Annotated in this window: 25 protein-coding genes; 3 read left to right on the top strand and 22 right to left on the bottom strand. The window is 65.0% G+C overall.

Annotation, left to right across the window (positions count from 1 at the left end; genetic code table 11):
• Nucleotides 1-209: 209 nt before the first annotated feature.
• The 16 genes from glmM to ruvC form a co-directional block, all read right to left on the bottom strand.
• Nucleotides 210-1,562, bottom strand: coding sequence for a phosphoglucosamine mutase (glmM, locus tag WMC41_RS16425; protein WP_244768346.1), 1,353 nt, complete (start codon nt 1,560-1,562; stop codon nt 210-212).
• 282 nt (nt 1,563-1,844) lie between these two features.
• Nucleotides 1,845-3,767, bottom strand: coding sequence for an ATP-dependent zinc metalloprotease FtsH (gene ftsH, locus WMC41_RS16430; RefSeq protein WP_244768345.1), 1,923 nt, complete (start codon nt 3,765-3,767; stop codon nt 1,845-1,847).
• A 200-nt stretch (nt 3,768-3,967) separates the two neighbouring features.
• Entirely contained in the window at nt 3,968-5,254 is a 1,287-nt protein-coding gene (tilS, locus tag WMC41_RS16435) for a tRNA lysidine(34) synthetase TilS (protein ID WP_432344870.1), read from the bottom strand.
• Between the two features lie 20 nt (nt 5,255-5,274).
• Nucleotides 5,275-6,270 (bottom strand): tol-pal system protein YbgF, encoded by a 996-nt coding sequence (gene ybgF / locus WMC41_RS16440; RefSeq protein WP_244768343.1) that lies wholly within the window; start codon nt 6,268-6,270, stop codon nt 5,275-5,277.
• A 151-nt stretch (nt 6,271-6,421) separates the two neighbouring features.
• Nucleotides 6,422-6,958, bottom strand: coding sequence for a peptidoglycan-associated lipoprotein Pal (gene pal, locus WMC41_RS16445; protein ID WP_064331113.1), 537 nt, complete (start codon nt 6,956-6,958; stop codon nt 6,422-6,424).
• Nucleotides 6,959-7,201: 243 nt separating this feature from the next.
• Nucleotides 7,202-8,506 carry a Tol-Pal system beta propeller repeat protein TolB gene (gene tolB, locus WMC41_RS16450; RefSeq protein WP_244768342.1) on the bottom strand — a complete coding sequence of 435 codons (1,305 nt, stop codon included), beginning with the start codon at nt 8,504-8,506 and terminating at the stop codon, nt 7,202-7,204.
• Between the two features lie 75 nt (nt 8,507-8,581).
• On the bottom strand, nt 8,582-9,694 hold the full coding sequence (locus WMC41_RS16455; RefSeq protein ID WP_244768341.1) for a hypothetical protein: 1,113 nt from the start codon (nt 9,692-9,694) through the stop codon (nt 8,582-8,584).
• Nucleotides 9,695-9,703: 9 nt separating this feature from the next.
• On the bottom strand, nt 9,704-10,156 hold the full coding sequence (tolR, locus tag WMC41_RS16460) for a protein TolR (RefSeq protein ID WP_244768340.1): 453 nt from the start codon (nt 10,154-10,156) through the stop codon (nt 9,704-9,706).
• A 26-nt stretch (nt 10,157-10,182) separates the two neighbouring features.
• Nucleotides 10,183-10,899, bottom strand: coding sequence for a protein TolQ (tolQ, locus tag WMC41_RS16465; RefSeq protein WP_244768339.1), 717 nt, complete (start codon nt 10,897-10,899; stop codon nt 10,183-10,185).
• Between the two features lie 314 nt (nt 10,900-11,213).
• Nucleotides 11,214-11,684, bottom strand: coding sequence for a tol-pal system-associated acyl-CoA thioesterase (gene ybgC / locus WMC41_RS16470; protein WP_288079820.1), 471 nt, complete (start codon nt 11,682-11,684; stop codon nt 11,214-11,216).
• Between the two features lie 66 nt (nt 11,685-11,750).
• Complete coding sequence (locus WMC41_RS16475) at nt 11,751-12,653, bottom strand: metallophosphoesterase (protein WP_244768337.1); 903 nt, start codon at nt 12,651-12,653, stop codon at nt 11,751-11,753.
• Nucleotides 12,654-13,694: a Holliday junction branch migration DNA helicase RuvB gene (ruvB, locus tag WMC41_RS16480; protein ID WP_244768336.1), complete on the bottom strand. Its 1,041-nt coding sequence runs from the start codon at nt 13,692-13,694 to the stop codon at nt 12,654-12,656.
• Nucleotides 13,695-13,734: 40 nt separating this feature from the next.
• Complete coding sequence (ruvA, locus tag WMC41_RS16485; protein ID WP_432344874.1) at nt 13,735-14,352, bottom strand: Holliday junction branch migration protein RuvA; 618 nt, start codon at nt 14,350-14,352, stop codon at nt 13,735-13,737.
• Between the two features lie 11 nt (nt 14,353-14,363).
• The gene (locus tag WMC41_RS16490) at nt 14,364-14,780 is read right to left on the bottom strand and encodes a type II toxin-antitoxin system VapC family toxin (RefSeq protein WP_432344876.1); all 417 of its coding nucleotides are present in this window, start codon (nt 14,778-14,780) and stop codon (nt 14,364-14,366) included.
• Nucleotides 14,761-15,021: an AbrB/MazE/SpoVT family DNA-binding domain-containing protein gene (locus WMC41_RS16495; RefSeq protein ID WP_064331122.1), complete on the bottom strand. Its 261-nt coding sequence runs from the start codon at nt 15,019-15,021 to the stop codon at nt 14,761-14,763. The genes WMC41_RS16490 and WMC41_RS16495 overlap by 20 nt, the downstream gene beginning before the upstream one ends.
• 55 nt (nt 15,022-15,076) lie before the next feature.
• Nucleotides 15,077-15,589: a crossover junction endodeoxyribonuclease RuvC gene (gene ruvC / locus WMC41_RS16500; protein ID WP_432344878.1), complete on the bottom strand. Its 513-nt coding sequence runs from the start codon at nt 15,587-15,589 to the stop codon at nt 15,077-15,079.
• 171 nt (nt 15,590-15,760) lie between these two features.
• Between ruvC and WMC41_RS16505 the strand changes: the two genes are divergently transcribed.
• Nucleotides 15,761-16,762, top strand: a complete 1,002-nt coding sequence (locus WMC41_RS16505) for an LLM class flavin-dependent oxidoreductase (protein WP_432344880.1) — start codon at nt 15,761-15,763, stop codon at nt 16,760-16,762.
• Between the two features lie 204 nt (nt 16,763-16,966).
• Here WMC41_RS16505 and WMC41_RS16510 read toward each other — a convergent pair whose 3' ends face one another.
• The 3 genes from WMC41_RS16510 to WMC41_RS16520 form a co-directional block, all read right to left on the bottom strand.
• Nucleotides 16,967-17,713 carry a YebC/PmpR family DNA-binding transcriptional regulator gene (locus WMC41_RS16510; protein ID WP_432344882.1) on the bottom strand — a complete coding sequence of 249 codons (747 nt, stop codon included), beginning with the start codon at nt 17,711-17,713 and terminating at the stop codon, nt 16,967-16,969.
• A 169-nt stretch (nt 17,714-17,882) separates the two neighbouring features.
• A complete protein-coding gene (locus WMC41_RS16515; RefSeq protein ID WP_432344883.1) occupies nt 17,883-18,377 on the bottom strand; it encodes a hypothetical protein in 495 nt (164 codons plus the stop codon).
• Between the two features lie 15 nt (nt 18,378-18,392).
• Nucleotides 18,393-19,229 carry an MBL fold metallo-hydrolase gene (locus WMC41_RS16520; protein ID WP_432344885.1) on the bottom strand — a complete coding sequence of 279 codons (837 nt, stop codon included), beginning with the start codon at nt 19,227-19,229 and terminating at the stop codon, nt 18,393-18,395.
• A 166-nt stretch (nt 19,230-19,395) separates the two neighbouring features.
• Here WMC41_RS16520 and WMC41_RS16525 point away from each other — a divergent pair, with 166 nt between their 5' ends.
• Nucleotides 19,396-19,932, top strand: a complete 537-nt coding sequence (locus WMC41_RS16525; protein WP_244768328.1) for a pyridoxamine 5'-phosphate oxidase family protein — start codon at nt 19,396-19,398, stop codon at nt 19,930-19,932.
• A gap of 97 nt (nt 19,933-20,029) precedes the next feature.
• On the opposite strand, the gene WMC41_RS16530 is transcribed toward WMC41_RS16525, so the two are convergent.
• The gene (locus WMC41_RS16530; protein WP_244768327.1) at nt 20,030-20,854 is read right to left on the bottom strand and encodes a TIGR00282 family metallophosphoesterase; all 825 of its coding nucleotides are present in this window, start codon (nt 20,852-20,854) and stop codon (nt 20,030-20,032) included.
• 9 nt (nt 20,855-20,863) lie between these two features.
• Entirely contained in the window at nt 20,864-21,448 is a 585-nt protein-coding gene (locus tag WMC41_RS16535; RefSeq protein WP_432344888.1) for a 5-formyltetrahydrofolate cyclo-ligase, read from the bottom strand.
• A 219-nt stretch (nt 21,449-21,667) separates the two neighbouring features.
• Here WMC41_RS16535 and WMC41_RS16540 point away from each other — a divergent pair, with 219 nt between their 5' ends.
• Nucleotides 21,668-21,889 carry a LuxR C-terminal-related transcriptional regulator gene (locus tag WMC41_RS16540; protein WP_244768325.1) on the top strand — a complete coding sequence of 74 codons (222 nt, stop codon included), beginning with the start codon at nt 21,668-21,670 and terminating at the stop codon, nt 21,887-21,889.
• Between the two features lie 4 nt (nt 21,890-21,893).
• Here WMC41_RS16540 and WMC41_RS16545 read toward each other — a convergent pair whose 3' ends face one another.
• The gene (locus WMC41_RS16545) at nt 21,894-22,880 is read right to left on the bottom strand and encodes a sugar-binding transcriptional regulator (RefSeq protein ID WP_244768324.1); all 987 of its coding nucleotides are present in this window, start codon (nt 22,878-22,880) and stop codon (nt 21,894-21,896) included.
• Nucleotides 22,881-23,112 lie beyond the last annotated feature (232 nt).

Here is a 23,112-nt window from a genome sequence, read left to right on the forward strand (position 1 = left end):
GTCCCTCGATCAGCCACGGATAATGGCGAGGAAAGGTTAAGGGGCGATTAACTACAAAGATTTACCGTATTTGTTAATGGTCGTTCACGAATTCGGTAAAGGATGAATAAATTGCCGAAAGCTTCCGGAAGAAACTTCGACGCGACTTGAGCGGAAAAGAAAAGGCCGAAGCAGAGCTTCGGCCTTTTCAAAAAATGCGTCGGGCGGGCTCAGGCGGCGTTGCGCACCGAGCCGATCACGCCCACCAGCTCATCGACGATGCGCTCCACCTGTGCCCGGTCGTCACCTTCCGCCATCACGCGGATCAGCGGCTCCGTGCCGGAGGGGCGGATGAGAAGGCGGCCGTTGCGGGCGAGCTCGCTTTCGGCATCGGCGATCGCCTGGCGCACCACGGCGTCCTCCAGCGGCGAACCGGCCTGGATGCGCACGTTCTTCAGCACCTGCGGCACCGGCTCGAAGCGGTTGCATACCTCACTCACCGTCTTGCCGCTGCGCTTGACGCAGGCGAGCACCTGGAGCGCGGCGACAAGACCGTCGCCGGTCGTGCCGAAATCGGACAGGACGATATGGCCGGATTGCTCGCCGCCGACATTGTAATCGTGCTGGCGCATGTGCTCGACGACATAGCGGTCGCCGACCTTGGTCCGCTGCAGGCCGAGGCCCTGGCCGGAGAGGAAGCGTTCGAGGCCGAGATTGGACATGACGGTCGCGACGATGCCGCCGCCGCGCAGCATGCCGTCCGCCGCCCAGCTTTCGGCGATGACAGCCATCAGCTGGTCGCCATCGATGATCTTGCCGTTCTCGTCGACGATCTGCACGCGGTCGGCATCGCCGTCGAGCGCGATGCCGATATCGGCGCGCACCTCATGCACCTTGCGCTGCAGGGCGTCCGGGTGGGTGGAGCCGCATTCGAGATTGATGTTGAGGCCATCCGGCTCGTTGCCGATCGTCACGACGTCGGCGCCGAGTTCCCAGAGGGCGGCGGGGGCGACGCGGTAGGCAGCGCCATTGGCGCAGTCGATGGCCACGCGCAGGCCCTTCAGCGTCGTGTCGCGCGGCAGCGTGCGCTTGGCATGTTCTATATAGCGGTCATGCACGCCGTCGATGCGCTTCGCCCGGCCGATATCGGCGGCCTTCGCGAGTTGCGCCGTGATGTCCCTGTCGATCAGCTCCTCGATTTCCATCTCGATCTCGTCGGAGAGCTTGTAGCCATCGGGACCGAAGAGCTTGATGCCGTTGTCGTAGAAAGGATTGTGCGAGGCGGAGATCATCACGCCGATATCGGCGCGCAGCGACCGCGTCAGCATGGCGACGGCGGGCGTCGAGATCGGCCCGAGAATGAAGGCGTCGATGCCGGCGGCGGTAAAGCCCGCCACCATGGCGTTTTCCAACATGTAGCCGGAAAGGCGCGTGTCCTTGCCGATCACCACGCGGTGGCGATGCGCGCCACGGCGGAAGATCGTACCCACGGCGATGCCGACCCGCATGGCAAGGTCCGGCGTCATCGGGAAAATGTTGGATTGTCCCCGAATGCCGTCCGTACCGAAATAACGACGCTTCATAGTCACTCCTGAAAATCGCTGGCCGGGCGGCACTCGTGCCGCGCCCGATCCTGATGCGTTCATCCTGCCACGCCCAGCCTTTAAGACGGGCCGCGGGGCGAAACTATTCTATAGCCGCCCCGTCGTTCAAACCTTAAACATCGTGCGGCCGCCCCATTTCCTTGCCACAAAAGCGAAAAAAGAGCATCCACCCGCGCATCAGAATTCGTTACAGACCGTTACCGAAAGAAACGGCCGGGAAAGACTTCCCGGCCGTCTTCGATTCTTTTTCGGCGGCTCGCCTTATTGCGGCTGCGGCTCCAGGCCGCCTTCCGCCTCGCCGCCCTTCTTGTGGCCGGCCTTCGGCACGGCGGAACCGCGATGCGGCGGCGTGTCGTCACCGAGATCGCGCGCCGGCTTCTCGCCGCGGATGAGCGCCTTGATCTCGTCGCCCGTCAGCGTCTCATATTCGAGCAGGCCTTCGGCAAGCGCCACGAATTCATGGTGCTGCTCGGTGATGATGCGCTTGGCCTCGGCATAGGCCTCGTCGATCAGGCGGCGGATCTCGTTGTCGATCTTCTGCGCGGTCGCCTCGGAGACGTTCTTCTGCTGCGCGACCGAATGACCGAGGAAGACCTCCTGTTGGTTCTCGCCATAGGCGACCTGGCCGAGCTGGTCGGAAAAGCCCCACTGGGTGACCATGGCGCGGGCGAGCTTGGTCGCCTGCTCGATGTCGGAGGAGGCGCCGGAGGTGATGTTGTCCTTGCCGAAGGTGATCTCCTCGGCGACGCGGCCGCCCATCATGATGGCGAGGCGCGAGACCATCCACTTGTAGCTCATCGAGTAGCGGTCGCCCTCGGGAAGCTGCATGACCATGCCGAGCGCGCGGCCGCGCGGGATGATCGTCGCCTTGTGCAGCGGATCCGCAAGCGGCACCTTGAGCGCGACGATGGCGTGGCCGGCCTCGTGATAGGCGGTGAGCTTCTTCTCCGCCTCGGTCATGGCCGAGGAACGGCGCTCGGCGCCCATCATGATCTTGTCCTTGGCGTCCTCGAACTCCTGCATGGTGACGAGGCGCTTGTTGCGCCGCGCGGCCATCAGCGCGGCCTCGTTGACGAGGTTCATGAGATCGGCACCGGAAAAGCCGGGCGTACCGCGGGCAAGGACCTTGAGGTCGACATTCGGGGCCAGCGGCACGTTGCGCACATGCACCTTGAGGATGCGCTCGCGGCCGACGATGTCGGGATTCGGCACAACGACCTGGCGGTCGAAACGGCCGGGACGCAGGAGCGCCGGGTCGAGAACGTCGGGCCGGTTGGTCGCGGCGATCAGGATGATGCCTTCATTGGCCTCGAAACCGTCCATCTCGACGAGAAGCTGGTTCAGCGTCTGCTCGCGCTCGTCATTGCCGCCGCCGAGGCCCGCGCCGCGGTGACGGCCGACGGCGTCGATTTCGTCGATGAAGATGATGCAGGGCGCGTTCTTCTTGGCCTGCTCGAACATGTCGCGCACGCGGCTCGCGCCGACGCCGACGAACATCTCGACGAAGTCGGAACCGGAAATGGTGAAGAAGGGCACATTCGCCTCGCCCGCTACGGAGCGTGCGAGCAGCGTCTTACCGGTGCCGGGCGGGCCGACGAGCAGCACGCCGCGCGGAATGCGCCCGCCAAGGCGCTGGAACTTCTGCGGGTCGCGTAGGAATTCGACGATCTCCTCGAGGTCCTGCTTGGCTTCGTCGACGCCGGCGACGTCCGCGAAGGTCACGCGGCCATGCGCTTCGGTGAGCAGCTTCGCCTTGGACTTGCCGAAACCCATCGCCCCGCGCGAGCCGCCCTGCATCTGGCGCATGAAGAACAGCCAGACGCCGAGGATCAGGAGCATGGGCAGCAGCGTGCCGATATAGCTGAGGAACCCGGACGAGCCATCCGTCTCCGGCCGCGCGCTGACGACGACGTTCTTCGCCTCAAGCCGCTGGACGAGCGAATTGTCGCCGGTCGGCGCATAGGTCTGGAAGGTCGCGCCGGTCTCGACATAGCTGCCGACGATCTTGTCGCCGGTGATGACGACTTCCTTCACCCGGCTCGAGTCCACCTCTTTCAGGAACTGCGAATAGGGGATTTCCCGCGAGCCGGTCTGCGCCGGGCTCGTCTGGAACATGCTGAACAGCGCGATCAGCAAGAGGGCGATAATCGCCCACAGGGCGAAGTTGCGGAAATTGGGATTCATCGAACGTTCCGGGCACTTTCCCGGCCGGAGTTTCCCGGCCGCTTCTCTGTCGCCTAACATAGGGTCGCCATGCGGCCTTGCCAAGGCAAAGCACACGGGACCAGGGCTTTTCTCTCAATATCGTCAACGACGAGGATGGCCCTGCGGCCGCCTGCCGTCGACATTGCCTCCATTCTACCACAACGCTTTCATGCGCGCCTTCATTCGTTCGGCGGAGACGAAAACGGCGCGCGCCCGAGAATCTCCGCGAGCGCATTGGCAAGCGGCAGGTCGAAGCGCGGCAGGAAACGGGCATAGGGCGCCACCAGGGGCTCGATGGCGGCAAGATTCGCAGGCACTCGCCCGCCATGCTCGAATTCCAGGCGCGGCGCGGCGCGGCTGGCGCGCAAGGCGGGTCCGCCCAGTCCGGCGCCGTCATCCCGCCCTCGCCCGCTGCCGGCAGCCGAAACCATGATCGTCCGGCCGGCACGGTTGGCGACATGGTATCGCCCGTCCCAGACGGCCGCCGCGCCTGCCGGCAGGGCAAGGGTCTCGATGCCGCGGCATTCGCGGTAGAGGAAAAGGCCGTCGCGCCGGCGATCGAAGACCACGCGGCCGGCGGTCAGCCGCGACAGTGTGCCGCTGGCAAGGAATCCCCGCAGGCGACCGGCCGACGCCGCCTCAAGGGCATGAACCCGCCCCCCCGCCACCGCCGCCAGCACCAGAAAGCCACGCCAGGCCGCCGGATCGGCAAGCAGGGTGCCGATGGCCGCGGGTGCCAGCGCGAAGAAGGCGCCCTCCGTCCGGACGTTTTCGGCCAGGAAGGCGGCCGCGCATCGGGAAAGCAAGACCCTGTCCCCGCCGGCAGGTTCGGGCAAAACGCCGCGCGCCCGGATGCGGCCCCGCTCGAAGCGGGGATTGTCGTTGCTTGGATCCTCGCGCCAGCCTTCGCCGCGCGCGGCGAGGAAGGCGCGGATGGCCGCCCGGTCGATGGCGAGGAAAGGCCGCAGCAGCCAGACGGCACCATGGAGCAGGACGGCATCCGCCATCCCGGAAAGGCCGATCCCTTCCGCCGACCGCGCAGCGCGCATCGCCACGGTCTCGTTCTGGTCGTCGCGCGTATGGGCAGCGAGAACGGCATCGGCGCCCATTTCCACGGCGACGTCGGCGAGGAGACCGTAGCGCCTGGCGCGGGCGGCGGCTTGCAGGCCGGAAACCGGCTTTTCGCCTTCCCAGCGGCGGATGACGTGCCTCACGCCATGGCGTGCGCAAAGGGCGCCGACCCATGCAGCCTCCCCGGCGGAGCCGGGCCGCAGGTCATGGTCGATCGTGCAGGCGGAAAGGGTGATGCCGGGATAGCGCCCGGCCGCGCGAAGCGTGGCAAGCGCCACGAGGAGCCCCGTCGAATCACTGCCGCCGGAAACGGCGACCAGCAGGTGCGCGGGATGCTTGAAACTCTTCAGGAAACGGCCGGCTGCCTCAAAAGCGGGATCGTCCGCATGGGCCACGGTGTTTCTTCCGTCCGCAATCAGCAGGACAGACGGCTCTGCTCGGACGAAACCTTGGTCTTCACGGCCTTGGAGGCGTTCGGGTAGCGCTTGTTCACTTCGCGCAGCGTCGCGCAGGCGGTCTCGCGGTTGTCGAGGGCGGCAAGCGACATGCCGAGCTTCAGCAGCATTTCCGGCGCCTTCTTCGACTTGCTGAACGTCTGGTGGGCGTTGAGGAAGGTCTTTGCGGCATCGTTGAAGTTGCCTTGCGAATATTGGGCCTCGCCCAGCCAGAAATTGGCGTCCGCCGCCTTCTCGCCCTTCGGGAAGATATCGAGATAGTCGCGGAATTCGCGTTCGGCGAGCTGGTAGTCGCCGGACAGAACATGGCCGTAGGCGACCTGATAGAGATCGTCGGGATTGTCGAGCGAGGCGGAAGACGACTGCGAGGCCTGCGGCAGGCCGTTCTCCACGCCCGGCAGCGAATTGTCGTTGCCGATCGAGGCGCTCTGGTTGTTCAGGTCCGGATTGGCGTCGGCACCGATCGGGTTGCCGTTCTCGTCGAAGCGGATCGAGCCCAGTTCCTGCGGCTGGGCACCGCCACCCGTGCCGAGCGTGTCGGTTCCGGCGGTGTCATCCGCCGGCCCCCTGTTCGTGGCGATCTGCTGGTCGGCAGTCCCGCCGTTCACCGGCTTGTCGAGGGCGCCGCTCTTGCCGGAGCCTCCGCTCTTGCCGCTTTCGAGATCCTGGAAACGGTACTCGTTGTCTTCCTGCGTCTTGCGAAGCTGCTCCTGCATCTGCAGGAGCTGGTAGCTCATTTCCTCGATCCGGCCGTTGAGGCTGCGGATCTGCTCTTCGAGCTGCCCGACGCGCGGATCCATGGCCTGTGCCAGGATCACGTTGCCCTTCTCTGCCCGCTCGCTTTGTGCCGGCAGGAAGCCGTTCGCAAGCGGGAAAAGCGGCGATGCGCTGATCGGCCCGACCATGCCTGCTACCGCTGCGAGACTGAGAACGCCTGCCGCGACAAGTTTCTTCATCTATCTTCGTCCTGTTGGTCCCATTGTACGCCGAAGCGCTGCCGAAGAGTTTTCCAAATACTCTCAAAAAGCAACGGAGTTCGGCCAAAGTGTGTTGAAAAAAGAAAGGCGGCCTCTCGGCCGCCTTTTCCGCATCCTTCCCTGGAAGGAATTACATGCCGGCGCCACCCAGAACGGTCACGGCGCGGCGGTTCTGCGACCAGCAGGAAATGTCGTCGCAGACGGCGACCGGCTTTTCCTTGCCGTAGGAGATCGTCTTCATGCGGTTTGCCGGAACGCCGCGCGAAGCGAGGTACTGGCGGGTCGCGGCAGCGCGGCGTGCGCCGAGCGCGAGGTTGTATTCACGCGTACCGCGCTCGTCGGCATGGCCTTCGATCGTGATGGCGTAGTTCGGGTAGCGCTGCAGCCACTGGGCCTGACGGTCGAGCGTCGCGGCAGCATCGGCGCGAACCGACGAGGAGTCGGTGTCGAAGAAGATGCGGTCGCCGACATTGACGGTGAAGTCCTGCTGCGAGCCCGGGGTCGCCGCGCCTGCGCCACCGTTGAGGCCGAGGTCGCCGGCATTGTTCGGCATGTTCTTCTTGGATGCGCAGCCGGCAAGCGCCAGCGTCATGAACAGGGCGATCATTGCCGGGTTGCGGGCGATGGTCTGCATGCGGCCAGCGGCCGGGGAATGAATGCGGCTCATGAGCCGGTCTCCTTGCATCAGTTCTTGCGTCAAGTTCGTTGAAGCGTCGGTTTCAATCAGGGTTGCCAGACTGTAACCGCGGTCGGTTAATCCGCGTTCAACGATTATGGTTAACGATTGCTTGTAAGACCGTCCCCGGCCCCCGGCATATCAAATGGAGACGGGCCTGCCGCGTCTCGCTGCCGCCTGATTTACAGGACTTTGCGGCAAGAACGCGGCAGGCCCGCCTTACGCGTGTCGATGCTATTCCAGAAGCGGCGACCAGGCCGGGTCGGAAGCAAAACCCTTCGTCTGCACGATCTGCTCGTTGTAGCCGGAAAGGTCGATCGAATAGATCTGCGGACCGCCGGCACCGGCGGCCTGGCGGAAGAACATCAGCACCCGTCCGTTCGGCGCCCAGGTCGGCCCCTCGTTGTGGAAGCCGGAGGTGAGGATGCGCTCGCCCGAACCGTCCGTCTTCATCACGCCGATCGAGAACTTGCCGCCCGACTGCTTGGTGAAGGCGATGAGGTCGCCGCGCGGCGACCAGACCGGGGTGGAATAGGAACCGTCGCCGAAGGAAATGCGGCGCTGGTTGGAGCCGTCGGCGCCCATCACGTAGAGCTGCGGCCTGCCGCCGCGGTCGCTCTCGAAGACGATCTGCGAGCCGTCCGGCGAGTAGGAGGGCGAGGTGTCGATCGCCGCCGTCGAGGTGAGCCGCGTCGTGGTGCGCGAGCGCAGGTCCATCGTGTAGATGTTGGAATTGCCTTCCTGCTGCAGGCTCATGATGACCTTCTGGCCATCCGGCGAGAAGCGCGGCGAGAAGGTCATGCCCGGGAAGTTGCCGACCACCTCGCGCTGCCCCGTCTCCAGCTGGAGCAGGTAAACGCGCGGCTGGTTGCCCTCGAAGGACATGTAGGTGATTTCCTGGCGGTTCGGCGAGAAGCGCGGCGTCAGGACCAGCTCGTTGGCGTTGGTGAGCGCGCGGGCGTTGAAGCCGTCCTGGTCCATGATGGCGAGCTGGCGCTTGCGAGCCGTCTTCGGGCCGCTTTCGGCGACATAGACGATGCGGGTGTCGAAATAGCCCTTCTCGCCGGTCAGGCTCTCATAGATCGCGTCAGCGATGATGTGCGCGACGCGGCGCCAGTTTTCCGGCTGGGTATAGAACTGCTGGCCGGTGATCTGCTTGCCGGCGAAGGTGTCCCACAGGCGGAACTCGGCGCGCAGGCGCCCGTCACCCTCCTGCGTCACGCGGCCCGTCACGAGGGCCTGTGCATTGATGACCTTCCAGTCATCGAAGCGCGGCGCCTGGTCGGGATTGGATATCTTCTCGATGAAAGCCTGCTTGTTCACCGGCGCGAAGAGGCCGGAGCGCTTGAGGTCGGCCGCAATCACGTCGGTGACGCGCTGGCCGAGATCGCCGCCGGCGATGAAATCGGTGACGGCGATCGGCAGCGGCTCGACATTGCCTTTGTTGATGTTGATTTCCACGAGCGCCCAGGCCTGCGGCAGGGACGCCGCAAGGCCGGTCAGCACGACCAGCAAACGGAGGAGAGTGCGTCTGAACATAAATCTAGGCCTTCCTAGTTTTATACCAAGTCTCGATGATAGGAACCCATAGGCTCCTATCATCGAGACTTGGTATTACATCATCTGGCTGGGGTCGAAGTTCACGACGACTTCGCTCCAGGCATCATATTTTTCCGGGGGTAGGCCCTTGAAGGGCCGCGATTTCATGATGGCGCGGCGGGCGCCGCCGGCAAGCGCGCGGCGCGCGGTATCCGAACCGCCCGTCGCGACCACTTCCGGCTCGCCGATGATGTCGCCGTTCTGGTCGAGCTGCATCGTGACCTTGATGCGCACGTCGGCGGCATCGGCAAGGCCAGGGATGATCGACCAGTTGTTCTGGATCTGGCCGCGCAGCGCGTCCATCTCGCTGAGCGACAGCTTGGTGCCGCTCGTCGTCTTCTTGCCGCCGAGCGCCGCCTGTTCCTGCGAGCGCTTCGCACCGCCGCCGGCCGCCTTTTCCTTGTTGAGGAGCGCGGAGATCTCGTCGGCGTTGAAGTCGCTGTCGTTCAGCGAGCTCGCCTTTTCCTGCTTCTTCTTCTGGTCCTTCTTGCGGTCCGGCGTCTTGGCGGTCTCGGCCTTCGCCGTCTCCACCTTCTTCTCGGCCGGCTTTTCCGCGGTCTCCGCCTTCTTCGTCTCGAGCTTCGGCTTCATCTCGGGAAGCGGGATCCTGTCCGGCAGCGCCTCGGCATCCTCGACCTCGGCCGGCTTCTCCTCGGAAGGCGTCGCCTCGGGCTTCGGGTCGGGCTTGACCTCCTGCCTGGTCTCGGGAAGCGCCGCAACCTCGGTCGAGGGTTCGCTCGCAGGCTCTTCCTGCTTGACGTCCTCGACGGGTTTCGTGTCCGGCGTCTGCACGACCTTCTCGGCCTTTTCCGGCGCGGCGGCGGTCTCGATGTCGCGCGGCTTTTCCTCCGGCGTCGGCAGGTTCTTCAGGTCGACGTCGTTTTCGCCGGCATTTTCCGCGTTCTCGACCGGCGTTTCCTTCTTTGTCGGGATAGGCGCGGCCTTTTCCTTCATTTCGGCCTTCTTGTCGCCCTGCTGGATCTGCGTCAGCTCCTCGATCGACACGATATCGACCGGCATGGCCTCGACATTGGCGACGTCGAAGCTTTCAGGACTGCCGAGCGAAACCAGCGCCCAGGTGAGAACCAGGGAGTGGATGACGGCGGATGTGGCGAGGCTGCCCTTCATGGCGTGCGATCACCTGTCCGGTTTCTGCTCGGTGACGAGGCCGATATTGGTGAACCCGCCGGCCTGGATGCGCGACATCACGTCGGCGATGACGCCATAGGGCGCCGTGCCGTCGCCGCGCACGAAGACGCGCTCCGTATAGCCCGTGGTCGCCACGGCCTGGAGCTTTGCGGCAATCTCGTCGATCGGGATCGGCGTTTCCTGCAGGTAGACCTGGCCGTCCGCCTTGACGGAAACGGTGATCGGCTGCGTGTCGGCGTTGAGAGCCTTCGCCTGCGTCTTCGGCAGGTCGAGCGGCACGCCGACCGTCATCAGGGGCGCCGCCACCATGAAGATGATGAGCAGAACGAGCATGACGTCGACGAACGGCGTCACGTTGATCTCGCTCATCGGGGCCCTCTTGCCTCCGCCGCGACGGCGACGGCCACCGCCTGCATTTTTCGCTCCGACTGACATGCCCATGGCATCGTTCTCCGTCTAAAGGCCGGTCACTGCGCCGCGGCGCGCGGCTGCAGCTTCTCGTCGATCTGGCGCGACAGGATGGCGGAGAACTCGTCCGCGAAACCTTCCATGCGCGCCGTCAGCTTGCCGGCATCGGCAGAGAACTTGTTGTAGGCAATAACCGCCGGAATTGCGGCAAGAAGGCCGATGGCGGTGGCCAGAAGCGCTTCGGCAATGCCGGGCGCCACGACCGCAAGGCTCGTCTGCTTGGAACCGGCGATCGCCTGGAACGAGGTCATGATGCCGACGACCGTGCCGAACAGGCCGACGAAGGGCGCGGCCGAACCGATGGTGGCGAGCGAGCCGAGCCGCGCTTCCAGCGTCTCCGATTCACGCGAGAGCGTCACGTCCATTGCCCGGTCGATACGCATCTGCAGGCCGATCGGCGAACGCGCGCCGCGCTCGAAGCTCTTCTTCCATTCGCGCATCGCGGCGACGAAGATGGCGCTCATGCCCGAGGTCTGGCGGTCAGAGAGCGTGCGGTACAGCTCCTCCAGCGACTGGCCCGACCAGAAGACCTGCTCGAAACTGTCGAGCTGGCGGCGCGCCTTCCCATAGCTCACCGTCTTGTCGACGACGATGGCCCAGGTCCAGACGGACGCGGCAATGAGGCCGAGCATGACCAGCTTCACGACGAACCCGGCCTGCATGAAGAGACCCCAAAGGGTCACATTCGCCGCCGCTTCCAAACCCACTTGTTCCATAGACCTATGTCCCCGAATCCAGACACCCGGCACGGGCCTTTGCGGCTCGAACCGGGTAACATTCACGCCGTTGCGGTCTCCTGGGAGGTGGTTCCCGCATCGGCATTCACAAACATGGCGTCGCTCGGAAGGATTTACTCCGCACCCGCTCCGCATGTCCGTCAAGAATGTCCGGTTGATGCCGCCGGCCGCCATGCCGGTCAAACGCTTACAACCTGCCTTCTTGACGGCAATTTTGGTTAAAGGATGACGTGCAGTGCACAAAATCCTCATGAAGCGAGTAAGACATCATTATGGTTAAGGGAGTGTTACTGCTAATGCGCGCCGGCAACGCGCCCTGCCCTCGCAAGGAACCGCGCCGCCAGCCCCTCCGGCAGCCGCCGCGGCCGGCCCGCCGCATTGATGACGGCGATGATGACGCGCGCCGCGATCAGCAATTGCTCGCCCCGGCGGATTTCCTGGTTGAGGATCATCTTCGCCCCGCCGGCCTTTTCGGTGGCGGTGAGGATCGTCAGGATATCGTCCATGCGCGCAGGCAGCCGGAAGTCGATCTCCATGCGATGCACGACGAAGACCAGTCCCTCGCGGTCCTCTTCCAGAATGAGGCTGCCCTGCTCGACCCCGAGCAGCCGCAGGTAGTCCGTGCGCCCGCGCTCCAGGAAATGCAGGTAGCGGGCGTGATAGACGACGCCGGAGAAGTCCGTGTCCTCGTAATAGACCCGCTGCGCGAGCCGATGGCCCGCTTCGCTCAGTTCGCCTGAAAGATGGTGGTCGAAATCCGTCATGGCCCTGCCCGGCAAGAATTTCCGCCTCTCTCCCGCAAAGCGCCGGCAATTGCAAGGGTTTCACGCTCAGCCGAGTTCGACGACCATGATTTCCGGGGGTGAGCCGAAGCGGATCGGCGCGATCGAGCAGCCGAGCCCGCCGGAGACGCAGAGGTGCCGACCGTCTTCGACGACATGACCGTAGGCATAGCGGTTGCCATAGGCGGAGGGAACCATGGGCGAGTAGCCGAAAAGGCGCACCTGCCCGCCATGCGTATGCCCCGAGAGTGTCAGGGAAACCCGGGACGGCACCCGCGGGAAAACATCCGGCTCGTGCGCCATGAGGATGAGCGGCGCGTCGTCCGTCACCTGCGCGAGCGTTCCCGGCAGGTCATCCAGCCCGACGAAGCCGCCGCGATTCCATTGCCGGCCCGGCCGAAGCGCGATCTGGTCCTCGAGGCCGGCGAGCCAGAACGCGCCCGTCATTGTCTCGATCCGCACGGCCCGGTTGGAATAGACCGCGATGCCGGCCTCGCGAAGCATGCGATGGCTGAACGTTTCCCCGCCGCCGGCCGCCTGCGCTTCCAGGTCGTCCCACCAGTCATGATTTCCAAGCACCGCGTGCACGCCGAGCGGAGCCTTCAGGATCGACAGCGCCGCGGCCCAATCGGCCGGCGGCACCTTACCCCAGACGGCCCGCATGCTCGAAAGGTAGTCACCGAGCAGCAGGACGATATCGCCGCCGAGCGTGTTGGCATGTTCGCAGATGCCGCGGATGCGCGCAGCGCTCATCCACGGCTCGCAGGCATGGATATCGGCAAGCGCGACGAGGCGCAGCGTCTGGCCTGTCGGCCAGCCGGGCGGCACGATCCGGTAGGTCACCGTGCGCAGCCGCAGCATCGGCTCGACGCCCACCGCATAGGCGGAGGAAGCAAACCCCGCTGCGATGAAGCCGCCAAAAGCCTTCAGCAAACCGCGGCGGGTGATCACTCAATCGTCCTCGGAAAACAGCCTGAACTGCGTCGCCTCCAGGTCTTTCGGCGGCGTCAGGCCCATATGTTTCCAGGCATTTACGGTCAAAACACGGCCGCGCGGCGTGCGCTGGATGAAACCCTGCTGGATCATGTAGGGCTCGATGATGTCCTCGATCGCGTCGCGCGGTTCAGAAAGCCCGGCCGCGATGGTCTCGATGCCGACAGGCCCGCCCCCGAAATTGTGCGCGATCATCGACAGATAGCGCCGGTCGAGCTGGTCAAGCCCCATATTGTCGACCAGCAGCCGCGTCAGCGCCTCGTCGGCGATCTTTTGCGTCACCGCCTCGGCCCGCGCCACTTCGGCAAAATCGCGCACTCGGCGCAGGAGGCGCCCGGCGATGCGCGGCGTGCCGCGCGCACGCCGCGCGATCTCGCGCGCGCCCTCTTCCGTCATGCCGAGGCCCATCAGCCGCGCGCCGCGGCGCACGATCAGCTCCAGTTCCTCGGCGGTGTAGAAATTCAGCCGCACCGGGATGCCGAAGCGGTCGCGCAGCGGCGTGGTGAGGAGGCCGAGGCGCGTGGTGGCGGCGACGAGGGTGAATTTTGACAGGTCGATCTTCACCGAACGCGCCGCCGGGCCTTCGCCGATGATGAGGTCGAGCTGGAAATCCTCCATGGCCGGATAGAGGATTTCCTCGACGGCCGGGTTGAGGCGATGGATCTCGTCGATGAAGAGCACGTCGCGCTCTTCGAGATTGGTGAGCAGCGCCGCAAGGTCGCCGGCCTTCGCGATAACGGGACCGGAGGTCGAACGGAAATTGACGCCGAGCTCCTTCGCCATGATCTGCGCCAGCGTCGTCTTGCCGAGGCCGGGCGGCCCGACGAACAGCACATGGTCGAGCGCCTCGCCGCGGTTCTTCGCGGCCTCGATGAAGATCTTCAGGTTGGCGCGCGCCTCCGCCTGGCCGGTGAAATCGTCCAGCGTCTGCGGCCGCAAGGCGGTATCGATGTCCTCGCCGCGCTTTTCCGGCGAAAGCAGTCTGTTCTCGTCGCTCATGAGCGCCTAATCCCATTGTCGGCCAAGGAAGGCAACCGCATCACCGCGACAATTCCTTGAGGCCGAGGCGGATGAGCTTGGCGCTATCGGCCTCCTCCCCGCCATTCTTCAGTGCCGCCGCGACCGCATTGGCCGCCTGGTCGCGCGAATAGCCGAGATTGGTGAGCGCCGAGACGGCATCGGAAACCGGCGCGGAGGCGACGCCCTCGCCGAGTTCCTGCTTGAGCCCGATCGAGGCGGACGCCTCCCCCGCGAAGGCCGGCGCCTTGTTACGCAGTTCCGTGATGATGCGCACCGCCACCTTCGGCCCGACGCCCGGCGCGCGCGACACCGCCGTCTTGTCCTGCAGCGCGATGGCGTTGGCGAGTTCCCCTGGCGTCAGGGTCGAGAGAACGGCCAGCGCCACCTTGGAGCCCACGCCCTGCACGCTCTGCAGCAGCCGGAACCATTCCCGCTCCAGCGCCGTCAGGAAGCCGAACAGCCTGAACTGGTCCTCCCGTACATAGGTCTCGATGAACAGCACCGCCGCCTCGCCGCTCGAACCGAGCTTGCCGAGCGTGCGCGCCGAGCAGAAGGCGACGTAGCCGACGCCGTGCACGTCGACGACCACATGGTCCTCGCCGATCTCGTCGATTGTGCCCTTGAGTTTGCCGATCATGAGAAAATCCGTCAGGGATGGGTTTCGGGAGAGATGATGTCGAGTGCGGGGAAATAGCTGCGATAGCGCGCGGCATCGCGGGTGAGCAGGCGATGGCCCCGCGCTTCCGCCTGCGCGCCGACCAGGAAATCGGGAAGCGTGCGCTCGCGCAACCCGCCAGCCCGGCGATAGGCATAATGCGCCTTGCCGGCGGCGAAGGCGGCTTCGTAGGACAGAGGTTCGCGCCGCATGCGCAGCCAGCCGAAGGCGAGGTTGAGTTCCAGTTCGCTGAGCGGCGAGGTCGCAAGCTCCGACCAGACGACGGGATTGAGGACCAGTTCCCCCTCTTCCAAGCATCGCTTCAGCGCGTTGAAGGACCAGTTCCGCTGTGGCCGATCCGGGCCCAGCATGTCGATGAGGATATTCGTATCAACGACGGTCGAGGTCATCACGCGGCCCCCGCAGCCATTCGAAATATTCGTCCGGCGTCATGCCGTCCAGATCCCAGGTGCCCTGGACACTGGCCGCCCAGGCTTCGAAATCATCAAAGCCGGGTTTGCCGTCGCCAACCTTGACGAGCATCACACCTTCATCCGACACGACGAAATCCACTTCCGAGCCGGGCTCGATGGCGAGCCGGTCGCGGATGGGTTTGGGGATCGTCACCTGGCCTTTTTCCGTCACACGCATGGTAATACCTCTGAGGTATTACTTAACGGCCAGACCGGAACAAGTCAAGAACAAATCAGCCCGCGAGCTTGGTGAGGCGGCCGGAGAGGCCCTGGCGGTTGTGGGCGTGGCAGATGGCAATGGCGAGCGCGTCGGCGGCGTCGTTGCCGGTGAAGGTCGCCTTCGGCATCAGCACCTTCAGCATCATGTGGATCTGCTGCTTTTCGCCGTGCCCGACGCCGATGACGGCCTTCTTCACCGCGTTCGGCGCATACTCCGCCACGCGCAGGCCCGCGCGCGCCGGCACCAGCATGGCGATGCCGCGCGCCTGGCCGAGTTTCAGGGTCGCCGTCGCATCCTTGTTGACGAAGGTCTGCTCCACCGCGGCCTCGTGCGGCTGATAGCCGTGCACGACCTCGGAAAGGCCGTCATGCAGCTGGCAGAGGCGGGAGGCAAGGTCCATGTCGCCATCGGAGGTCACGGTGCCGGACGCAACGAAGCGCAACGAATTGCCGAGCGTCTCGATGATGCCCCAGCCGGTGCGGCGAAGCCCCGGATCGATGCCGATGATGCGAATCGTTTCCTGCATGGCGAAACCCTAATCCCGTCGGCCGGACCCTGCCAGCGAAATGTGAACAAAACAAAAACAGACCGGCAATTCCATCCGGCGCCGCGAAAACCCTCGGGCCATCGCTTGGATTTCACGAAACTGAACCTACATGGGAGCACAATCAAATCCGCTTACAAAGAGGCCGCGGCCATGGTGCCCTTTTCCATCCTCGATCTTTCCCCGATCATCGAAGGCGGCACCGTCGCCCAGTCGCTCGAGAACTCCCGGCGCCTCGCGCAGGAAGCCGAAGCGCACGGCTACAAGCGCTTCTGGCTCGCCGAGCACCACGGCATGCGCGGCATCGCCAGCGCCGCCACGTCTCTGGTCATCCAGCACGTCGCCGCAGGCACGGAAAAGATCCGCGTCGGCTCCGGCGGCATCATGTTGCCGAACCATTCACCGCTCGTCATCGCCGAACAGTTCGGCACGCTCGCCGCGCTCTTTCCGGATCGCATCGATCTCGGCCTCGGCCGTGCGCCCGGCACCGACATGCGCACCGCGCAGGCGCTCCGCCGCAACCTCGACAGCGCCGCCAACAATTTCCCGCAGGACGTCGTCGAGCTGATGCAGCTGATGGGGCCGGCAAGCCCCGCGCAGAAGGTCGTCGCCATTCCCGGCGCGGACAGCAACGTGCCGGTCTGGCTGCTCGGCTCCAGCCATTATTCGGCGCATCTCGCCGGCATGCTGGGCCTGCCCTTCGCCTTCGCCTCGCATTTTGCGCCGGACATGCTGCTGACGGCACTCGAAATCTACCGCGAGCGCTTCGAGCCCTCGCAGCACCTCGACAAGCCGCATGTCATGGTCGGCGTGATGGGCACGGCCGCCGATACGGACGCGGAGGCCGATTATCTCTTCACGTCCATGCAGCAATCCTTCGTGCGCCTGCGCCGCGGCACGCCCGGAGCATTTCCGCCCCCGGTCGACGATATGGACCCGCATTGGAGCGGCGAGGAGCGCATCATGGTCGGGCACACGCTGCAATATGCGGTGGTCGGCGGGCCGGAGACGATCAGGCGCCGCATCGCCGATTTCCTAGCGCTGACCGGGGCGGACGAACTGATCGTGTCGATGCCGGTCTACGACATGGAGGCGCGGCTGAAATCGGTGCGGCTCTTCGCCGAGGCGCGGGAGGCGCTGGCTGAGGCGGTATAAGGAGAGAGCGTGGCGTAAAACCGCCCCTCATCCGCCTGCCGGCACCTTCTCCCCGCAGGCGGGGAGAAGGAAGGGATGCCCCCCTTTTCCAAGACAAACAGGTATCGCGTTTGAGGAAAGCCCAGCGGCTTGTCCCTTCTCCCCGCCTGCGGGGAGAAGGTGGCCGGCAGGCCGGATGAGGGGCAGCCGCGATTTCCTGTCTCGTCAAGCCGAAAGCTTGGCCATCACCTCGTCGGAGACCTCGAAGTTCGAATAGACGTTCTGCACGTCGTCATCGTCTTCCAGCGTGTCGATGAGCTTCATCAGCGACTGCGCCTTCTCCTCGTCGACCGGCACGGTGTTCTGCGCCTTCCAGATCGCCTTGACCGTCTCGGCTTCGCCGAGCTTGTCTTCCAGCGTCTTGGAGACCTCGCCGATATCCTCGAAGCCGCAGATGATCGTGTGGCCGTCCTCGTCGGTCGTCACGTCCTCGGCGCCGGCCTCGATGGCAGCTTCCATGACGGTGTCCGCGTCACCGGCCGACAGCTTGTAGGTGATCTCGCCGACGCGATCGAAGGAGAAGGAGACCGAACCGGTTTCGCCAAGCGCGCCCCCGGCCTTGGAGAAGGTCGAACGGACGGAGGAGGCGGTGCGGTTGCGGTTGTCGGTCAGCGCCTCGACGATGACCGCGACGCCGCCCGGGCCGTAACCCTCGTAGCGGACTTCCTCGTAGTTCTCGCTGTCTGCGCCGGACGCCTTCTTGATCGCGCGCTCGATATTGTCCTTCGGCATGGACTGCGCCTTGGCGTTCTGGATCGCCAGGCGCAGGCGGGCGTTCATCGCCGGGTCGGGCAGGCCCGTCTTTGCCGCAACCGTGATTTCACGGGCGAGCTTGGAGAACATTTTCGACCGCACGGCGTCCTGCCGACCCTTGCGGTGCATGATATTCTTGAACTGTGAATGGCCAGCCATGGCACCCCTGTCTCATCTGTTCGGCGCCCGTTTCTTCGGTCGCCGGCTGTGTGCGGAGCGTGTCGCCGCGGTAAAGCGTCGCCCTGCCGCCCCGATTTTCGGAATGCCGCCTTATAATTTCATTGCCGCCGCACGTCCAGCAGTCCGGCGAACAAAGCGACGGCCGGTTTCAGTCGGCGCGCAGGCGGGCACGGCTCAAGAGGAAGGAATGACCGTCATTGCGCTCGCAGGTCAGCCCCGTGCGCTCCGAATAGCAGGTGAAGGGACCGGCCGACCACGTTTCTCCATAGGGTATGGTCCTGTCACCGCCGCAGCATCCCTGGTCGCCGACATTGGTGCGCACCACCGCCTTGCCGCTCCGACCTAGCGTCGCGCGCACATATTTCGGCTCCACCCGGTCGCAGGAGAGTTCCGGGCCGCCATCGGCCGGCTGGTAGGTCTCCGTGCCGCCCTCGGGAATGTAGATGCAGCCGATATTGCCGGACGGCATGACAAAACTCTGCGCCACGCCGAAGGCGCGTGTGGGCAGCTTTTCCACCGGCTGGGTCACGATCTCCCGCGGCTGGCCCGATTCCGCACCGGGACCGCCCGGCGTCGGCGCGCTGCTTGCGAAGGCAAGGGCGGAGGAGAGCAGGACGGCGGGCACGGCAAGAAGGAAACGCATGAAAAACTCCGGGCATCAAACGCCGGAGAGAATATGAATCGTAGGCCGCTTGGGCAAGTTGCGGATCGACACGGTGACCGTCGCATCGTCATCGGTCACGGCATCGAAGCCCTCGCCGAACATGGAGAGGAACTGGCTGATCGGCGGCCCGCGGCGGTGCATCGGCAGGATCAGCGCCGAGCGCAGGCGCTGCACGACGCGGCTCATGCTCTCCGCGCCCATGGTCAGCCCGCCGTCCACCGGCACCATCAACACGTCGAGCCGGCCGATCTCGGCATATTGCTTCTCCGTCAGCTCATGATGCAGGTGGCCGAGATGGCCGATGCACAGGCCCGCCACCTCGAAGATGAAGATGGAATTGCCGTTCGGCTCCATCGCCCCGCCCCAGCCGCGGATATCGGTCGGCACGTTGCGGATATAGGTGTCGCCGACGACGACATCATGGTCCGCGCCCTTCTCCGAACCGTCCTGCCAGCCGTGCAGCACATATTCGATGCCCGGCTCCGGGTTCGTCGTATAGTGGCTGGAATGCGCCTTGTTCATTGTCACCACGGTCGGCAGCGCCGGCGGCTTGTACCAGCCGTTATAGTCCGTCGCGATCTTCACGCCGCCCGGCGTCTCGATGAAGAAGGTCGAATGGCCGACATAGGTGATGCGCACCTCCTCGTTCGCCTTCGCCTGAACCCGCAAGGCGGCGCTTGCCGAAAAACTGGCGAAGGTGACGGCGGGAAGCGAGCGCGCGATCATCTGGCACTGGCTGACCGGCGTTTCGGCCTGCGCGAGCGAGGCCCGCGGAGCGGCGAAGACCGCAAGGACGGCAAGGATCAACGGAATGAGCAGGAGATGCGGCATGGGCGGCTCCGTTCATTGGTCGGCGCGACTATGCGCCCGCCGGGCCGACGGGTCGAGATTGTGCGGCGGGCCGGCCGATCACAATCCGTTGAGCGCTTGTTGAGCGGAACCTTGCCCGCCGCCTCACGTTCCCCGTCCATCAATCCAACGATTGCGAGGAGCAACCATGTCCAACCTCACCCAGGCACGCGAAAACCCGAAGGAGCAGCTTTTCGACGAGATCGACAGGATCCATGCCGGCATGCTCGGTGTCGACGGAAGCCACATGCACATGCAGCCGATGGCCCCGCAGCTCGACCGCCAGACCGCCACCATCTGGTTCTTCACCAAGACCGATGCGGAGATCGTCGAGGCGATTTCACCGGGCGCACGCGCCCATTTCTGCGTGGTCGGCAAGGACCATGACTATCACGCCTGCCTTGCGGGCCGCATCTCCGTGCGCAAGGATCCGATCAAGGTCGACGAATACTGGAGCTCCATCGTCGAAGCCTGGTTCGACCATGGCAAGGACGATCCGAAGCTCACCATGCTGGCGCTGGAGATCGAGGACGCGGAAGTGTGGGCCTCGACGGGCAGCAAGCTGAAATTCGGCTGGGAGATCGCCAAGGCCAACTTCAACCCGGACGAGGAGCCGGATGTCGGCGTGAAGGCGCACCTGACCTTCACCGACGGCTCGGCCGATCACCTGCGCCACATGATCTGAGGTCAGAGCGTTTCCGCTTTTCCGGCGAAAACACTCAACCTCTTGTTTTGCCGTAATACCGGACGCAAAACCGCTTCGCACTTTTGCTGGAATTTCTCTAGGTCCAGAAATCCGGCAGGGTTTCGGCAAGGCGCGGGCCGAGGCGAAGCGGCGCGATCTTTTCGGCAAGGCCGGTGCGGTCGGAGATATCGACCGCCAGGCCGCAGATCGTCGCCGGCCCGGAGGCCGCCTCGAAGCGGCCTTTCGGCATTTTCGAGATGAAGCGGTTGAGCGGCTCCTCCTTCTCCATGCCGAGGGAGGAATCGTAGTCGCCGCACATGCCGGCATCCGACATGTAGCCGGTGCCGCCGTTGAGGATCTGGCAATCGGCGGTCGGCACATGGGTGTGCGTGCCGACGACGACGCTGGCGCGGCCATCGACGAAATGGCCGAAGCACTGCTTCTCGCTGGTCGCCTCCGCGTGGAAATCGAAGATCACCGCATCGGCCTGCTCGCCGAGCGGGCAGGAGGCGAGGATCGTCTCGCCCGCGGTGAAGGGGTCGTCGAGTTCCGGATGCATGAAGACCCGGCCCATGATGTTGGCGACGAGCACGCGCGCGCCGTTCCGCGCAATGAAGAGATTGGCGCCGCGGCCGGGCGTGCCGGCGGGATAGTTGGCGGGGCGCAGGAACTGGTCGTGCCGGCTGGCGAAGGTCACGGCCTCCTTCTGGTCCCAGACGTGGTTGCCGGTCGTCACGACGTCCGCGCCGGCATTGATCGTCTCGAGGAAGATGTCTTCCGTGATGCCGAAGCCGCCGGCCGCGTTCTCCCCGTTGACGACGACGAAATCCAGCTTGAGATCGCTGATCAGCCCCGGCAGGCGCTGCCAGACGGCGGTCCGCCCGGTCTTGCCCACCATGTCGCCGAGAAAGAGAAAACGCATCGAAGAACCTTACGAAACCTGTTGGAACAAACGAAGGCCGCTTTCGGTGAGGATCGCGTCCAGCGCGACGTCGTGCGGCTCCGCGGGTACTGATGCCACTTCCTGGCAATCGAAAGCAATGCCGATCAGTCTCGGCACACGGCCTTTTGCCTTGAGGCGATCGATCGCCCGGTCATAGTGGCCGGCGCCGTAGCCGATGCGGTGGCCTGCCCGGTCGAAGGCGGAGAGCGGCACGAGGAGGATATCGGGATCGAGCACCGCCGCCTCCGGCCCCGGCCCGGTCGTGCCGAAGCCGGTCTTGATCACCGGCGCGCCGATGGCCAGTTCCCGGAAGATGATCGTCTCGCGGTCGAGCACGACGGGAAGGCAAAGCCGCGCCCCGCGCGTGCGAAGATGCGCCATCAGCGGGCGGATATCGGCCTCCGAACGGATCGGCCAGAAACCCGAAATCACCGCGCCGGGCGCAAATGCGATGCGGTCGCCCGCAAGCTCCACCATGGCAAGGCTGCCCTCGATACGCGCTTCGGGCGCCATGGCATCGCGCAGCGCCAGCCGCTCGTTGCGGATCGCCGCCTTCTGTTCCTTCGGTGTCACTGTCGTCTCCAGCCTTGCTGCGCGTGGCTTACCAGCTAGCAGCGCCGGAAGGCAAATCCCCATCCCGGTTGCGACGGCGGGACGTCGCAGAAGCCGACTGGCACGCGGGAAAGGCGGCTGTGCCACATCGGGACAAGGCGGCGAAAAGCCGGGCCGGCCCGTTAAGCATTGGGACAGCTTGTGCTTTCGGCGGCAGACTGCAGCGTTTAAGCGGGGCGCATGTCCTCGGAAAACGATCTTTCCCCCCTCCCCGAGCTGACCGAGATCGAAAAGCGGTGCCTAGAACTTGCCGCCAACGGCAGGACGCCGGCCGATATCGTGCTCGAAACCGACATCGCCATGACGCGCGTGACGGACGCCATGCGCAGCGCCATCGAAAAGCTCGGCGCCCGCAACATCACCGGCGCGATCACCCGCGCCGTCCGCCTCAGGCTGATCTAGGGCCCTATGCGGCGGCGGAAGCCTCCGCCAGCCGCAGCATGGCGAGCGCCGCCCCCTCGTCGGTGATCAGCGTGTTGCAGCCGACCCGGCGGATGGTGGCGCGGATCGCCGGCGCGCGATGCGCGCCGCCCGAGACGAGCACGATATGACGCGCCTTGCTGACCGTGTCGAGGTCGATGGACATAACCCGATGGCGGATCGGATGGTCGATCGTATGGCCCTCGGCGTCGAGGAAATTGCACATCGTATCGCAGACGCAGCCGGCCGCGATCAGCTCCTCCAGCTCGTGGCGGGCGATGAAATCGCGCGAGAGCGAACTGGAACGCGGGCCGATGTCGCCGCAGCTGACGACGGCGATATCCATGTTCTCCGCCAGTTCGAACAGCGTCTTCAGGCCGCATTTCTCGATGAGACTGCGCTTGGTCTCCCGCGAATCGACAAGCAGCGGCGCCAGGAACAGGTAGCACTCCGCGCCGAGCTGGCTCGCCAGCCGCCAGGTGTATTCGATCGGGTTGATATGGTGCGCCTCGACGACCCCGCCGAGCAGCGAGACGACCTTCACCCGCTCGCGCCGCGCCGGGCGGAAGCTGGCGAGCGAGGCGGTGAGCGTGCGTCCCCAGCCGACGCCGATCGTGCAATCGTCCGGGATCGCCTCGGTGAGGAACTGGCCGAGCGCAAGGCCCACGCCCTTGGCGGTCGTCTCGGCGCTGTCGGCCGCCGGCACCACCACGGCCTCGTCGAGCCCATAGGCCTTCTCCAGCCGCACGGCGAGCTCGACGCAATCGGCGACACCCTCGTTGATCCAGATCTGCACCTCGGAGCGCTTCAGCGCCTCGTCCAGCATGCGGATGACCGTGGTGCGGCTGACGCCGATCTTCTCCGCCACGTCCTTCTGGGTGAGGCCTTGGTTGTAGTAGAGCCAGGCCGCCCGCAGGCGCAGTGCCGCCGATTCCGAATAGGCCGTATGTGTGTCGCGCCGGAGCCTTGCCACGTCGCCTCCATCTTTCTCTGCAATGTTCGATCGCACCATAACACAGGAAACAAAAAATGCGACATATGTTCAAGAGATTGGTCAAAAGTGCTTGACTTTTCCCCGCGGAAGCGATGATAGTCCGCGTCATATCGGCTGGCGGCATTCCGTCGGCAGATTGGTTGTGCCAGCCCGCACGGCGACTGAAACAGGAAGCACGGTCGCCGCGCGCGCTATCACAGGAACATGGAGG

This window comes from Shinella yambaruensis, assembly GCF_050859155.1.
Taxonomy (GTDB): domain Bacteria; phylum Pseudomonadota; class Alphaproteobacteria; order Rhizobiales; family Rhizobiaceae; genus Shinella; species Shinella yambaruensis.